This window comes from Kitasatospora sp. NPDC048715, assembly GCF_043198905.1.
Lineage (GTDB): Bacteria > Actinomycetota > Actinomycetes > Streptomycetales > Streptomycetaceae > Kitasatospora > Kitasatospora lactacystinica.
In genome coordinates this window covers 503,812-517,492 of record NZ_JBICVH010000002.1, presented here as the reverse complement: position 1 = coordinate 517,492, position 13,681 = coordinate 503,812, and the positions used below count along the sequence as shown (strand labels likewise).

The following is a 13,681-nucleotide window of genomic DNA, read 5'->3' as shown; positions in this document are numbered from 1 at the left end:
TGACAATGATCCGAACAGTCCCAGGTGCCGCGAGCCGGGTATGTCCAGCGAACGACTCTGTCCCGTAATCGGTGGTAACGAAGCGTGACGGATCGCCGCAGCCCGCGCGGCCGACCTGCCTCACCTTCAGAGCTTCTGCAACGGCGTCGACGACGGCCGACTCGCCGTGATCGGATCCACCCCCTCGTCCGCTCCGAGTCTGTGGTCGCTCGACCTCGCGGCGCAAGCCGACGCCCCGGCTGTCCCGATAGGCACTGGGTGCGTGCCCGCCCCGCCCTGGTCGCCCGTCCCGCCGTCGATGGAGGCCGCCCGGGGTGGCGACGACCGTGTGAGCTTCCTGCTCCACCGACCTGCAGGGACGGCAGCACCTGTGCCGCTTCTGGTGCGGGCACACCCCGGCCCGACGGACGATGTGCCCCTGCGGCTGGACTGGACGACCCAGTTCTTCGTCAGTCACGGATTCGCCGTCGCCGACGTCCTCTATCGGGGCAGCACCGGCCGGGGTCGTGCGTTCCGGCAGGCGTTGCACGGCCACTGGGGCGAGTACGACGTCGAGGACTGTGCCGCGGTGGCCGAGCACCTGCGGTCGGCCGGCGTGGCGCTGCCCGGGGCGGTCTTCATCAGCGGCGCGAGCGCCGGTGGGTACACGGCGCTCCAGGCAGCGAGTCGTCCCGGACCATTCGCCGGCGCGACGGCCACCTCTGCGATCATCGACCCCGCACGGTGGGAGCTGTCCGTCCCCGAGTTCCAGCGTCCCCACGCGGCCGTGCTGCGGGGGCCTGCCGGAGCGGTGGCGCCGGAACGGATCCGTTGTCCCGTGCTGGCGATCCACGGAACCGCCGACACGATCACGTCCGCCAAGGAGGCCATGCAGTTCGCCCAGGACCTGGCCGCCCTCGGCGGTGGCCACGACAGCCTGCTGCTGGACGGCGGCGACCACTACCTGTCAGCGCCCGCCGCCCGGGAACAGGCCCTCCGCGCCGAACTCGACTTCTACCGCCGCCTCATGAGCCGCCCGAGAGCGTGACGGCCATACCGTCGGCTTCGGGCAGCACGACCCGGGCGAACTCGCGAAGCTCCCGGGCCGGGGCGTAGTCGTCGTGGGCCCGCAGGTCGGCCAGGACGCCGGCCACCCGCTCGATGCACCGGCCTGACCCTGTCCTGGCGGCATAGGCGACGGCGTCCCGGCCGGCCGCGCACGCCCGGTCGAGGTGCCCGGTACGCAGCCAGGTGGCGGCGAGCAGGGCGGCATCGATCGCTCGCCGGCGGACCCGGTCCTCGCCGACACCGCTGAGGGCCTCGGCGAGTTGACTCCTCGCGGCCGGGGCGCGACCGAGGTAGACAGTGGGCGCGAAGGTCCCGGCCTCCCCGGCGTCACCATCGCCCAACTGCGACTCGACGACGTGCACTTCCCGTGCGACGACGACGTGCTGCGGCGCGCCGTCACCTACCAGGACACCAGGCTGACCCGGCGGGGCAGCTCGCACGAACACGTTCTGGCCCGGCTGCGCAAGGCGCGGGCCGAGATCCACGACGATGTAGTGGGTGATCGGCACCGTCGAAGCCGTCCAGCGCGAACTCGCCACGGCCGAAGGCCTGGTCCGGCGCTACCTGACCCACACCGCCCGCGATGCCAATGCGGACGGCCTCGAAGGGCACGAAGGCGCCTTCCTCCATCCGCACCGTCGAAACCGCCGACGCGGCCGGCTTGGAGGTGCTCACCGGCCGCTCGGCCGACCCGGGGGCGGTACGTCTCGGGGACGGCCGAGCCTTCGGCACACCCGTCCCCAAGACCGCCGAGCTGCTCACCGACCTGCGGGCCGTCGAACACGCGATCACCGCGCACAACCAGGCGGATCAGCCGCTCTCCTGGGCAGCCGGGATCGCCGGAGCTGACCTCGTCGCCGCCGTACCGCTTCCTGAGACCCGCCGAGCTGGAGGGGTGCGGATCACCGTCGGCTCGGCCAGGAAGAACACCGGACCGGGACGCGCGCGATTGTCCGTAATGAACGATTGTGTTCCCTATGCCCCGGGGATACCGTCGGTAGTGGTGAACGAATCCGTCCCCTGCCCGCCGTTCACCCTCGAACCCATTGGGGGACCGCCATGGCCACCTCGCGCGCCCTGGCCGAGGCTTCGCCCGCGACCGCACGTCGGGGCCAGCACCCGGGGATCGCTCTCACCGTCATCGCGGCGACACAGCTGATGGTCGTTCTCGACATCACGATCGTGAACATCGCGCTGCCGCACATCCAGTCGGCGCTGGGGTTCAACACCACCGAACTGTCCTGGGTGATCAACGCCTACACGCTCACCTTCGGCGGGCTGCTGCTGCTCGGCGGGCGCGCCGGCGACATCCTCGGGCGGCGGCGGGTGTTCATGGTCGGCGTGCTGGTGTTCAGCCTGGCCTCGCTGCTGGGCGGCGTCGCGCAGTCCTCGGCCTGGCTGCTGGCGGCCCGGGCGCTCCAGGGCCTGGGCGGCGCCATCGCCTCGCCGACCGCACTGGCGCTGATCGCCACCAACTTCAAGGAGGGCCCGGAGCGCAACCGGGCCTTCGGGGTGTTCTCGGCCGTGGCCGGGGCCGGTGGCGCGATCGGGCTCCTGCTCGGCGGCATGCTGACCTCCTGGCTGTCCTGGCGCTGGGTGTTCTTCGTCAATGTGCCGATCGGCATCGCGATCGCGCTGCTGGCGCCGCTGTACATCAACGAGTCCGAGCGGCACCCCGGGCGTTTCGACCTGACCGGCGCCTTCACCGCCACGGCGGGCATGGTCTCGCTGGTGTACGGCTTCATCCGTGCCTCCGACCACGGCTGGACGGACCCCGTGACGCTGACCGCCTTCAGCCTCGCCGCCGCACTGCTGGTCGCGTTCCTGTTCAACGAGCGGCGGGTGCCGCAGCCGATCACCCCGTTGCACCTGTTCCGCGACCGCAACCGCTCGGGCGCGTACGGGCTGATGCTCTGCGTGGCCGCGACGATGTTCAGCATCTTCTTCTTCATCACCCTGTTCGTGCAGGAGATCCTCGGCTTCAGTCCGCTGCGGGCCGGCTTCGCGTTCCTGCCGATCAGCGTGGCGATCATCGCTGCCGCCCAGTTCGCCGCCCGCAACCAGCTGCGCTGGGGCCCCAAGCCCTTCCTGGTGACCGGCTCGCTGCTGGTGCTGAGCGGGGTGGTCTGGGCGACGCAGATCGACATCGACAGCACCTACGTCGGCGGCATCCTCGGCCCGACCCTGCTGTTCGGCTTCGGCATGGGCTCGATCTTCGTCCCGGTGATGCTGACCGCCGTCTCCCACGTCGCCCCGCACGAGACCGGCGCGGCCACCGGCATGCTCAACACTACCCAGCAGGTGGGCGGCTCGCTCGGCCTGTCGATCCTGATCACGGTGTTCGGTACGGCCAGCCGCAACGAGGCCCGGCAGCAGGCCGGGGCGTTCCTGCGGCAGGCCACCCCGCAGCAGCTCGCCCAGTTCCGGGCCACCGGCCGGCTCCCGGCGCCGTACTCCTCGCAGGTGCTGGTGCACGGCATCGCCAGCGCGTTCCAGATGGGCCTGGTCTTCGCGGCGCTGGCGGTGTTGATCGCGGTGTTCGTGATCAAGGTCGGCCACCTGCCGGTGCCGCCGGCCGTCAGTCCTTCGGGGGGCGGCGCTTGACAGGGCGTCGGGGTGACCGGGAGAGTCGTTCTTGCAATGGTTTTCATCTTCGATAACCGGTGCGGGTGAGCGCTGCCCGTTCCGCCGGTCACCGCTGCCCGCCACCGGTCGAAGCCCACGCATCCCCGAAAGAGGACCTCCATGTCGCTCGACGTCTCCCCCGCCCTCCTCGCCCAGGCCCAGCAGGGCCGCGTCGACGAGGCCGACTTCCTCGAGACCGTCCGCACCTCCCTCCCGTACGCCTACCAGGTCGTGTCCGGGCTCAGCACCGAACTCGCCGCCGGCCAGGAGGAGTTCACCACCGACAACGCCACGCCCAGCGACGAGCAGCGCGCCCAGCTGCTGCGCGCGCTCGCCAGCAACGCGATCCGGGGCAGCCTGGAGAGCCACTTCGGGGTGAAGCTCGCCTTCGTCAACTGCCACCGCGTCGGCGCCTTCCGCCCCGGCACCGAGGACGGCGCGGCGTACCGCGAGTTCACCTCGCTGCACAACCAGATCCGCAACCAGAGCCCGGAACTGCGCAGCTGCTGACAGCCCCCGGAGGCGGCCCGGACGCGGTCCGAGCACAGCCCGGGCAAAGCCCGGGCGCTACCCGAGCCGGCCCGGGCGCGACCCGTATCACGGCGGCTCCCACCCTGCCCACCGGGGTGGGAGCCGCCGCACGTGACACCCGCGTTGCGCCGTGTTGCGGGCCGGTGACCGGATCGTGCGTCGATCTTGTCGGACGGCGCGGCGGCCGCTTACGTTCGAAACGCACCATCTCGACCGGCCCTCACTCGGCCGCCCCTCACCCCGCGGAGCCCACCATGTCGCCGACCCCTCGCCCGCTGCGGAAACTCGGCTTCCTGACCATCGGGCTCTTCGACGAAGCGGACCCCCGCCGCGGCCACGAGTCCACCCTCGACCTCATCACCCTCGGCGAGCGGCTCGGCTTCGACAGCGCCTGGCTGCGCCACCGCCACCTCCAGTACGGCATCTCCTCCCCGATCGCCGTCCTCGCCGCCGCCACCCAGCGCACCAGCCGCATCCAGCTCGGCACCGCCGTCACCCCGCTCGGCTGGGAGAACCCGCTGCGGCTCGCCGAGGACTTGGCCACCGTGGACGTGCTCTCCGGCGGCCGGCTCAACCCCGGCTTCAGCGTCGGCCCGCCCACCCACTACGAGCAGGTGCGCGGCGCGCTCTACCCGGACACCGGCGAGCAGGAGGACTTCAGCCCCCGGCGCGCCGAACGGCTGCTCGCCCTGGTCCGCGGCGAGGACGCCTCCGACTTCGCCGGCACCGAGGGCATCGAGGTGTACTCCCGCCGCGTCCAGCCGCACTCCCCCGGCCTGGCGTCCCGGCTCTGGTACGGCGCCGGCAGCCTGCGCTCGGCCCGCTGGGCCGGCGAGCAGGGGCTCAACCTGCTCACCAGCAGTGTCGTGAAGCCGGAGAGCGAGGAGGGCCCGCTCGACTTCGCCGCCATCCAGGCCGCCCAGATCCGCGCCTTCCGCGAGCGCCACCCCGACGGCGAGCGCGCCCGGGTCTCCCACGGCCTGGTGGTCATCCCCACCGACAGCGCCACCCCCGAACAACGCGCCAAGTACCGGGCGTACGCCCTCGCCCGCACCCCGCGCACCCTCGCCCCGCAGGGCCCGGCCCGGCTGCTGTTCGCCCCCGACCTGGTCGGGACGACCGAGGAACTCGTCGAACGGCTGCACGCCCACGCCGGCTACCGCGAGGTGGACGAGGTCGCCTTCGCCCTGCCGTTCACCTTCGAACACGAGGACTACGTGCAGATCCTCACCGACCTGGCGACCCGGCTCGGGCCCGCCCTCGGCTGGCGTCCGCAGCCGGCGCCCGCCGAGGGCTGACCCGCCCGACCGCTTCCCTGCCACCAACAGGCTTACAGGGAACAGGAGTCGGCCGCAACCACCGCGTCCGGCACGGCGTCCCAAGCCGGTACGGACGGACGGCCGGCCCGGCCGGACGCCACCCCGGGGGGAGACCGCGATGGGGCCCTACCACGCCACACCCGTACCGCCGCCGCCCGCCCTGCACCCCTGCCCGAACTGCGGGCTCACCGACCAGGTCCGCGGCGTCCCGGCCGTGTACCAGGCGGGGAGGACGCGGGTCACCACCCGCCCCTCGCAGGGGAGCGGCGACCACCGGACCCGCGAGGTCGTCTCCGACCTCGCCCGCGCCCTGGCACCCGTCCCGATCCGCGACCAGCCACCCGGCCGCGCGGCGACGGCACTGGGCGCCGTCGCCCTCGTGATCGCCTTCTTCACGTTCTTCGCCGGGAACTTCGCCCGGCAGTTCGACGACGACGCGCCCGCCTTCGCCGCACCGGTCCGGGACCACCACGCCTTCGAGATCCCCGTGGTGATCCCGGTGGTCGCCGTCATCGCCGGAACCGTCCTCCTCGTCACCGCGGCCGCGCTCCGCGCCTCCGCCGACCGCGAACTCGCCGGCCGGCCCCGGGCCGAGCACCTCTGGGCCCAGGCCTGGTACTGCGCCCGCTGCGGCACCGCCCACTTCCCGCCCACCACCGGCTCGCCCACCGGCGTGCCGACGGCCGCCCTCAGCCTCCCGGAGTTCCGCCGCGTCGTCTGGACGGCCGGCGGCTACGGCCACCTCGCGGACCGGTACTGACTCAGAACTCGCTGGTGTCGAGGTTGAGTTCGAACGGCTCGGGCAGTCGCACCGGCACCCCGGACGGGTGCGGCCCCTCGACCCGGGTCCAGCCGAGCGCGCCGGGTTGGGAGAACAGCGTGCAGGCCCGCTCCTGCCGGTCCACCAGGAGGTAGAGCGGCGCACCGAACTGGGCGTAGCGCCGGCGCTTCACCGTCCGGTCGGTGTCGGCACTGGAAGGCTCGGTCGCCTCGACCACCAGCAGCGTCCGGTCAGGCGTCAACGCCCCGCCGTGTACGGCCAGTTCAGTCGGCACGACGGCCAGGTCCGGCACGTAGCGGTCCGCCGTGCCCGGCAGGGCCAGATCACCGGAACCGGAGCACAGGCCGCTCGGCCGCAGGGCCGGGGCGAGCTGCTGCCGGAGCAGGTCGACGGTGCTCTGGTGCGCCCAGGAGTGCGTCACCGGGACGGCGGCCCCCTCGATGATCTCGCTCTCCACGCGGCGAAGCCTATCGGTCTCCACTGATGTCCCGCTCTGGCCAATTGAACAAGCGCTTGCTTAGAATCGGGCGCGTTCAGCCGTCGAGCCCGAGCGCCCCTGGAGACGTCATGGCCGGAGCCACCGGAGTCAACCGTCAGATCCGCCTTGCCAGTCGGCCGGTCGGGGAGGTGCGTCCGGAGGACTGGGCGCACGGGGAGGAGGCGGTGCCGGAGCCGGGCGAGGGCGAGTTCCTCGGGCGGACGCGGTACGTGTCGCTGGATCCGGCGATGCGGGGATGGCTGGACGACCGGCCGTCGTACCTGCCGCCGGTGGGGCTGGGCGAGGTGATGCGGGCCGGCTCGGTGGTGGAGGTCGTGGCGTCGAACCACCCGGGGTTCCGGGTCGGGGACCACGTGGTCGGGGCCTTCGGGGTGCAGGAGTACGCGGTCTCGGACGGGAAGGGCGCGCTCACGGTCGATCCCGCGCTCGCGCCGCTGTCGACGTACCTGGGCGCCCTCGGGATCCCCGGGATGACGGCGTACTTCGGGCTGCTGGAGGTCGGGGCGCTCAAGGAGGGCGAGACCGTCGTCGTCTCCGGCGCCGCCGGGGCGGTCGGCAGCATGGTCGGCCAGATCGCCAAGCTGAAGGGCTGCCGGGTGGTGGGCATCGCCGGCGGCCCGGAGAAGTGCGCACTGCTCACCGGCGAGCTGGGCTTCGACGCCGCGATCGACTACCGCGCCGAGGACGTCCGCAAGGCCCTGCGCACCCACGCCCCGGACGGCATCGACGTCTACTTCGACAACGTCGGCGGCCCCGTCCTGGACGCCGCGCTGACCCGCCTGGCGATGCACGCCCGGGTGGTGGTCTGCGGCGCCATCAGCCAGTACAACAACGAGGGCGCCGTGCAGGGCCCGTCCAACTACCTGTCCCTGCTGGTGCGGCGGGCCCGGATGGAGGGCTTCGTGGTGTTCGACTACGCCCGCCGGTACCCGGAGGCGGCCGCCGAGCTCGCCGGCTGGATCGCGGAGGGCCGGATCAAGGTCAAGGAGCAGGTGGTGGAGGGCACCGTGGACGACTTCCCGGAAACCCTCGGGATGCTCTTCCGGGGCGAGAACACCGGCAAGCTGGTGCTGCGGCTCGTCTGACGCACGGACTCCCCGGGCGGTCGTCACCCCCCTACGGCCGCCCGGGGTCCCGGGGCCCGGGATCGGGGCCCGGGCCCCCGGGGTCGGACACGGGGAGCCCGGGGTCGGACACGGGGAGCCCGGGGTCGGACACGGAAGCCCGGGGTCAGAGCAGTCGCTTGATCTCGCCGCGAGCCCGGTAGAAGCCGCCCGAGGCGGACTCCCGCACCTCGGCGACCAGGTAGCGGGCCCCGGCGATCCGGATGTCCTTGGGGAACTGCACCCGCCACGACGGGTCGTAGCCCTGCGAGACCACCCGCATCCGCAGCCGGACGCCGTCCTGGACGCACTCGACCTCCACCTCCGCGCCGGTCCGGGCGGTGACCACCTCGACCGTCTCCGGCCCGGCGCCGGCCAGCACCGGCTCCCAGCCCGCGCCCTTGATCTCGGCGGTCTCCGGCAGCATGCCGTCCTCCGCCGCCCGCACCGCCTGCTCGCCGGCGTCCAGGCAGGCCAGCGAGCCGTCGGTGGTCACCAGGTAGAGCCGCCCCGCCCGGTACTGCATGCTGTACGCCGAGCCGCAGCCGGTGGCGAGCTTCCACAGCCGGGTGCCGTCGGCGGCGAAGCAGTACACCGAGGAGTGGTTGTCCCCGGCGAAGACGTACTCGCCGTCCGGGGAGGCCGCGCAGGAGAAGACGGCGGCGTCGCAGCGGTAGGCGGCCACCTCGGCGCCGTCCGACTTGCGCAGCCGGTGCACCCAGCCGCGGCCGGTGCCGGCGAACACCTCGTCGGCCTCCTGCCAGCCGAACAGCACCTCGCCGTTGGTCGGGGTGTGCCACCGCTGGTCGCCGCTGCGGTTGTCGTAGCGGGCGACGCCGCGCGAGTGGCCGTGGTAGACGCCGTCGGCGTCGCACCGCACCATCCAGCCGGACCGGCCGTCGGCCTGGCGGCGCCACTGGAACTCGTCCTCGTGGTCCACCGTCGTGAGCCCGCCGCGCTCGTCGGCCACGCCGAGCACGCCGTCGTGGATGTCGAGCCAGAAGATGTCCACGTCCTGGGCGATCTCGTACGCCACCCGCGGGACCTTGCCGCCCAGGTCGTACACCTTGCCGTCGTCGCAGCCGGCGTAGATCCACCAGTCGTCGGCGACGATGCACTTGACGCCGTCCGGCAGGCCGTAGCGGGCCGTCACCTCGCCGTCGTGGGTGAGGGTGTACACGTCGCCGCGCTCGTTGCCGACCCAGGCGTGCTCCTCGCCGACGAAGATCCCGAAGGCGGGCGAGCCGGAGCGGAAGCGCCACAGCAGCGGCGCCTGACGGGCGGTCGAACGGCTGCTGACGATCTGCCGCCTGGTCACCGCCCGGCGCTGGCGCACGCCCCGGACGGCCGGGGCGTAGCCCTTGCGGACCTTCTCGCCGATCTTCTTGGCCGCCGACGCGGCCGCCTTCTCCGGGCTCGGGAACGTCGTCGACTTGCTCTGCCCGGGCTCGCCTATCCGCCCGTAGCGCACCGTCACCACCTGGCCGGCGAGCCGCACCTCGTAGAACTTGTGCGCGCTCCCCTCGTCCTCGGACAGTTCGAGGTACGTGACCTGCTCTTCCACGGCGACGGACACGACGGAGTCCCCTTTCGGGCAACGGAGATGGGGGTCGGTTCGGGACCGGCCCGCCGACACCTCCCAAGCTACGGCCTGGCACTGACAGTCGGCTCCGGCCGGCCCCGGCTCGGCGCAGCTCGGCCCGGCTCGGCGCAGCTCGGCTCAGCGCAGCTCGGCCAGGAGGGCGCGCAGCCGTTCGTCCTCGCGGACGATGTCGTACGCGAGGCCGGAGGTGACGATCCGGCCGTCGCGCTCGACGAGCTCGCCGACGTACCGGAGAAGGCCGCTGTCCCGGGCGGCGGCGCCCAGCGCGTGCAGCGCCTCGCAGCCGCCCGTGACGTCGGCGCCCGTCTCGACCGCGTGGAGCGCGGCCCGGGCGAGGCGGCCGAGGTCGACGGTGTCCGGGTCCGCGATGTCGAGCAGGGCGCGAGCGGCGCCGGCGGCCTTCTCCGGGTCGTCGAGCAGCGCTTTCAGCCGGGGAATCAGGTCCCGGCCGGCCGCCCCGAGGGACGCGGCCGCGCGCAGCGCGCCGACCACCGTCCAGCGGGCCCACAGCCGGCTCCCGGCGGTGCGGTCGAGGACGGACGCCAGGATCCGGACGGCCTCCTCGGCGTCGCCGTCGATCTGCCAGACGGCGCGGGCCGTCGCGACGTCGGCGTCCAGCTGCGGGGCGGTCGGCTCCGGGTCCTCGCTGACCGCGGCGAGCAGGGCCGGGAGCAGCCCGGCGGCGGCCGGGCCCAGGTCGGCGGCCGCCCGGGCCGCCTCGGCCCGCTCGCGCGAGGCCGCCAGCCGTTCGGTGGCGGCGGCGAGCAGGAGGTCGGGTTCGCCGGTGACGTCGTAGTGGGCGCGGGCCGCCTGGAGCTGTCCCGCCTCCGCCCGCAGCGCCTCGGCGGCCCGCTCGCGCGCCTCGGGCGGGCCGCCGGCGACGACGGCCGCGACGGCGGAGGCGGCGTACGGGAAGCGGGGCAGCACCGCGCACAGCTCGGGCAGGCCGGCGACGGCCCGCGGACCCCACCGCCGCAGCAGGTGGACCAGGTCGGCGGTCTCGTTGGTGCCGAGCCCCTCGACGGCCAGCCGGGCGCGCACGGCGGTGAGCAGCTCCGGGTCGAAGGGGAAGGCCGGGGCGCGCGAGTCACCCGCGGCGTTGCGGGCGCGCGGGCGGCGCTCCAGGTCGCGGGCCAGCAGCGGGGCGGCCTGCCGGGGGGCGATCCGGACCAGCGCCGCGAGGGCCTCGTCGGCCACCTCGTCGCCCGGCCCGTCGCCCGGCCCGTCGTCCGGCCGGTCGGCGAGTCCGACGAGCACGGGGGCGGCCTCGGCGGCGAGCGGGCCGAGCTTGGCCAGCAGACTCGCCGCGGTGTCCTGGGCGGCGAGCGGGGCGACGGCCGGGATCAGCCGGGACGGGGCGCCGCGCGAGACGTAGCAGGCGTGGTCGGCCGCCCACAGGGCCTCGGCCTGCACCTCGGGGCGCGGGTCGCGCAGGGCGGCCTCCAGCAGGTCGAGGGCCGCCTCGCGGTCGGCGTCGGTGTCGCGCTCCAGCAGGGTGTCGACGACCGTGTACAGCAGCTCCTCCTGGTCGAGGCTGTAGCGGTCGACGGTGAGCTCGCGGGCGGGCAGCAGGCCGAGCACGGCCGCGTGGTGGACGGCCCCCCAGCGCTCCTCGTTCCGCAGGCAGACCAGGACCGCGGCCAGCCGCAGCGGCACCGGGGTCTCCTCGCCGAGCAGCACCCGGGCCTCCCCGGCCGCCGCGCTCAGGTCCACCCGGCCGAGGGCGACGAGCAGTTCGGCGGCCACCTCCGGATCCTGCTCGGCCGCCCAGCGCTCCCCCAGGGCGGACGGCGCGGCCGCGCCGTCCCGGGTGTGGCCGACGGCCCAGGCGGCGGCCAGCCGGACGGTTTCGTCCGGGTCGGCCAACAGCGGTATCAGGAGCGGCAGTTGGGCAACCACGGCAGCCCGGACCGCGCCCTCGGGGACCTGCCACTCGTCCTCGCTCTCGGCCAGCCCGCCCAGCAGGCACAGCACGTCCACCGTCCGGATCCCGGCGGCGGCGATCCGGGCCAGGTACGGCACGGCGTCCACGCTGGCCGAGTACACGGTGCCCTGGTGGAGGATGCTCCCGTACAGCTCGGAGACCGCCTCCTCGGCCGCCCCGTCGTCGCCCTCGGCGAGCGCGCGCAGCAGGTCGGGCAGGTCCTCGGCGCAGCCGTAGGAGTGCGAGACGGTGGCCCAGGGGTGGTCGTCGAGCCCGGCGAGGGCGGTGGTGAGGTCCATGGCCGCGATCCTGGCAGGCGGGACCGACAACGCCGCCGGGCGGGGAATACCGCAGTGACGGGGGCGACGCCGCTGCCGGTGCGCCCCGGGTCCGGACGACCGCGCGTCAGCCAGTGCCCGAGCCACGACCGCCGGAACCCGGGTATCGGCATCATTGTCAGTGCCCCGCGCTACGCTCCCGGCACCCTGAGGAAACACCGGGGCCCGCCCCCTCGAATTCGCCTACGGGGAGCGGGCCCCGGACTTCGCCGGGGCCTCCCCGGCGGTCCACGCAGACGCTGCGGTCCCGTCAGGTCCGGCGGGCGTGCGAGGCGAGGCGGTCGGCGAGGGCGGTGACGAGGCCTCGAAGCTCCTCGGGCCGTTCGATCACGAAGGGACGGTCGATCGCGGCGAGCACCGGAGGCAGCCAGTCGAGTCGCTCCGCCCGGAGCTCGACACGCAGCCAGCGCTCGGAGCTCTTGTCCGCGTCCGGCTCCGGCTCCAACTCCGGCTCCGGCTCCGGCTCCGGCCGCGGTTCGGGTTCGGGTTCGGGTTCGGGTTCGGGTTCGGGTTCGGGTTCGACCAGGATCGCGACGCTCTCCGGGAGGTGGCGGCGGATCCACTCGGGCGTCGCGCGGATCCGCAGCGTCACCTCGTGCCGGTAGTCGGCCGTGGCCAGGCCCGACACGACGCGCTCGGCCGGCTCCGGTCCGGTCGGTGCCTCGAAGGAGCCGGGCAGGGCCCTCGCGTCCATGACCCGGTCCAGCCGGAGGGTCCGGTCCTGGCCGATCCCCGCGTCCGCGCCGGTGACGTACCACCGGCCCGCGTGGGCGACGATCCCGTACGGATGCAGCGTGCGCTCGCTGGGCCGGCCGTTGCGGTCGGTGTACCGGACCGCGACCGGCCGTCGATGGCGCACCGCGTCGGCGAGGGTGAGCAGGACCCCGGTGTCCGGTGCGGCGGCCTCGCCGGGCCGGTCCGTGGTCCCGAGCGGCCGGTCCGTGAAGGAGAGCGACTCCAGGAGCGTGTCGAGTCGGCCGGCCAGGTGCCGGGGCAGCACCCGCCGGATCTTGGCCGCCGCGGTCTCTCCCGCGGTGCGTTCGGCCGTCGCCAGTCCGGCCCTGGGGCCGGTGAGCAGGCCGAGCAGCACCGCCAGGGCCTCGTCGTCCCCGAGCATGAGCGGGGGCAGGCGGTGTCCGGGTGAGAGCCGGTAGCCGCCGTACCGGCCGCGTACGGACTCCACCGGCACGTCGAGGTCGACCAGGTGGTCCACGTAGCGCCGCACGGTTCGGCCGTCCACGCCGAGCCGGTCGGCGAGCTCGGCCACCGTGCGGGTGCCGCCCGACTGCAGCAGTTCGAGCAGGGTCAGCACGCGGCCGGTGGGTCGGGACATGGCGAAAGTCTAGGACGAATAGGGGACCGATTCTGTCCACTATTCCTCCTAGTCTGCCGAACACACGACCGGATGTCCGGACGACCGCACGACCGCGGCCGTTTCCGCTTCGCATCCGTTTCCGTTTCCGCTTCCGTTTCCGTTCCGGCATGACCGAGGAGAACACCCCATGGACTTCGTTTCGATCCGCATCATCACCGGCGACGTCGCCCGACTGGTCGACTTCTACGAAAGCGCCCTGGCCGTCCGGGCGCAGTGGGCCACCGAGGACTTCGCCGAACTCCGGACGGCGGGCGCGACCCTCGCGATCGCCGGGGTCCGCACCGTACCGCTGTTCGCCCCCGGCTCCGCCCGGCCGGCGGCCAATCAGAGCGTGATCACCGAGTTCCTCGTCGACGACGTGGACCGGGTCCACCGCAGCCTGTCCGGGTTCGTCACGGACTTCGTCAACGAGCCCACCACGATGCCCTGGGGCAACCGCTCGCTGCTGTTCCGCGACCCCGACGGCAACCTCGTCAACTTCTTCACCCCCGTCACCCCGGCGGCCGTCGCGAAGTTCGCCCGCTGACCGGACGCCC

The 13,681-nt window shown here is 73.8% G+C and carries 12 protein-coding genes; 7 read left to right on the top strand and 5 right to left on the bottom strand.

Going from position 1 to position 13,681, the window contains the following annotated elements; genetic code table 11:
- Window positions 1–298 precede the first annotated feature (298 nt).
- The gene (locus ACGFSC_RS06045) at window positions 299–1,027 is read left to right on the top strand and encodes a prolyl oligopeptidase family serine peptidase (RefSeq protein WP_359898442.1); all 729 of its coding nucleotides are present in this window, start codon (window positions 299–301) and stop codon (window positions 1,025–1,027) included.
- Here the strand turns inward: ACGFSC_RS06045 and ACGFSC_RS06040 are convergent.
- Window positions 1,005–1,556: a hypothetical protein gene (locus tag ACGFSC_RS06040; protein ID WP_359898377.1), complete on the bottom strand. Its 552-nt coding sequence runs from the start codon at window positions 1,554–1,556 to the stop codon at window positions 1,005–1,007. The two genes, ACGFSC_RS06045 and ACGFSC_RS06040, sit on opposite strands and share 23 nt — an antisense overlap.
- A gap of 550 nt (window positions 1,557–2,106) precedes the next feature.
- Between ACGFSC_RS06040 and ACGFSC_RS06035 the strand changes: the two genes are divergently transcribed.
- From ACGFSC_RS06035 to ACGFSC_RS06020, 4 genes are all read left to right on the top strand, one after another.
- Complete coding sequence (locus tag ACGFSC_RS06035; RefSeq protein ID WP_359898376.1) at window positions 2,107–3,651, top strand: MFS transporter; 1,545 nt, start codon at window positions 2,107–2,109, stop codon at window positions 3,649–3,651.
- A gap of 141 nt (window positions 3,652–3,792) precedes the next feature.
- Complete coding sequence (locus ACGFSC_RS06030) at window positions 3,793–4,182, top strand: SCO5389 family protein (RefSeq protein WP_359898375.1); 390 nt, start codon at window positions 3,793–3,795, stop codon at window positions 4,180–4,182.
- A gap of 275 nt (window positions 4,183–4,457) precedes the next feature.
- The gene (locus tag ACGFSC_RS06025; protein ID WP_359898374.1) at window positions 4,458–5,501 is read left to right on the top strand and encodes an LLM class flavin-dependent oxidoreductase; all 1,044 of its coding nucleotides are present in this window, start codon (window positions 4,458–4,460) and stop codon (window positions 5,499–5,501) included.
- 139 nt (window positions 5,502–5,640) lie between these two features.
- Window positions 5,641–6,282, top strand: coding sequence for a hypothetical protein (locus ACGFSC_RS06020; protein WP_359898373.1), 642 nt, complete (start codon window positions 5,641–5,643; stop codon window positions 6,280–6,282).
- Window position 6,283: 1 nt separating this feature from the next.
- Here the strand turns inward: ACGFSC_RS06020 and ACGFSC_RS06015 are convergent, their stop codons facing one another.
- Complete coding sequence (locus tag ACGFSC_RS06015; protein ID WP_359898372.1) at window positions 6,284–6,760, bottom strand: Uma2 family endonuclease; 477 nt, start codon at window positions 6,758–6,760, stop codon at window positions 6,284–6,286.
- A 110-nt stretch (window positions 6,761–6,870) separates the two neighbouring features.
- Here ACGFSC_RS06015 and ACGFSC_RS06010 point away from each other — a divergent pair, with 110 nt between their 5' ends.
- A complete protein-coding gene (locus ACGFSC_RS06010; RefSeq protein ID WP_359898371.1) occupies window positions 6,871–7,887 on the top strand; it encodes an NADP-dependent oxidoreductase in 1,017 nt (338 codons plus the stop codon).
- Between the two features lie 145 nt (window positions 7,888–8,032).
- Here ACGFSC_RS06010 and ACGFSC_RS06005 read toward each other — a convergent pair whose 3' ends face one another.
- The 3 genes from ACGFSC_RS06005 to ACGFSC_RS05995 form a co-directional block, all read right to left on the bottom strand.
- Window positions 8,033–9,481 (bottom strand): WGR domain-containing protein, encoded by a 1,449-nt coding sequence (locus ACGFSC_RS06005; RefSeq protein WP_359898370.1) that lies wholly within the window; start codon window positions 9,479–9,481, stop codon window positions 8,033–8,035.
- 144 nt (window positions 9,482–9,625) lie between these two features.
- Entirely contained in the window at window positions 9,626–11,731 is a 2,106-nt protein-coding gene (locus ACGFSC_RS06000) for a hypothetical protein (protein ID WP_359898369.1), read from the bottom strand.
- 289 nt (window positions 11,732–12,020) lie between these two features.
- Window positions 12,021–13,103: a WYL domain-containing protein gene (locus ACGFSC_RS05995; protein ID WP_359898368.1), complete on the bottom strand. Its 1,083-nt coding sequence runs from the start codon at window positions 13,101–13,103 to the stop codon at window positions 12,021–12,023.
- Window positions 13,104–13,272: 169 nt separating this feature from the next.
- Here ACGFSC_RS05995 and ACGFSC_RS05990 point away from each other — a divergent pair, with 169 nt between their 5' ends.
- Window positions 13,273–13,671 (top strand): VOC family protein, encoded by a 399-nt coding sequence (locus ACGFSC_RS05990; RefSeq protein WP_359898367.1) that lies wholly within the window; start codon window positions 13,273–13,275, stop codon window positions 13,669–13,671.
- Window positions 13,672–13,681: the final 10 nt, after the last annotated feature.

What these genes read in the sequence shown, in the direction of transcription:
- ACGFSC_RS06000 (WP_359898369.1), bottom strand. Translation starts at nt 11,731, where the DNA reads ATGGACCTCACCACCGCCCTCGCCGGGCTCGACGACCACCCCTGGGCC.
- ACGFSC_RS06025 (WP_359898374.1), top strand. Translation starts at nt 4,458, where the DNA reads ATGTCGCCGACCCCTCGCCCGCTGCGGAAACTCGGCTTCCTGACCATC.
- ACGFSC_RS06010 (WP_359898371.1), top strand. Translation starts at nt 6,871, where the DNA reads ATGGCCGGAGCCACCGGAGTCAACCGTCAGATCCGCCTTGCCAGTCGG.
- ACGFSC_RS06020 (WP_359898373.1), top strand. Translation starts at nt 5,641, where the DNA reads ATGGGGCCCTACCACGCCACACCCGTACCGCCGCCGCCCGCCCTGCAC.
- ACGFSC_RS05995 (WP_359898368.1), bottom strand. Translation starts at nt 13,103, where the DNA reads ATGTCCCGACCCACCGGCCGCGTGCTGACCCTGCTCGAACTGCTGCAG.
- ACGFSC_RS06045 (WP_359898442.1), top strand. Translation starts at nt 299, where the DNA reads ATGGAGGCCGCCCGGGGTGGCGACGACCGTGTGAGCTTCCTGCTCCAC.
- ACGFSC_RS06035 (WP_359898376.1), top strand. Translation starts at nt 2,107, where the DNA reads ATGGCCACCTCGCGCGCCCTGGCCGAGGCTTCGCCCGCGACCGCACGT.
- ACGFSC_RS06030 (WP_359898375.1), top strand. Translation starts at nt 3,793, where the DNA reads ATGTCGCTCGACGTCTCCCCCGCCCTCCTCGCCCAGGCCCAGCAGGGC.
- ACGFSC_RS05990 (WP_359898367.1), top strand. Translation starts at nt 13,273, where the DNA reads ATGGACTTCGTTTCGATCCGCATCATCACCGGCGACGTCGCCCGACTG.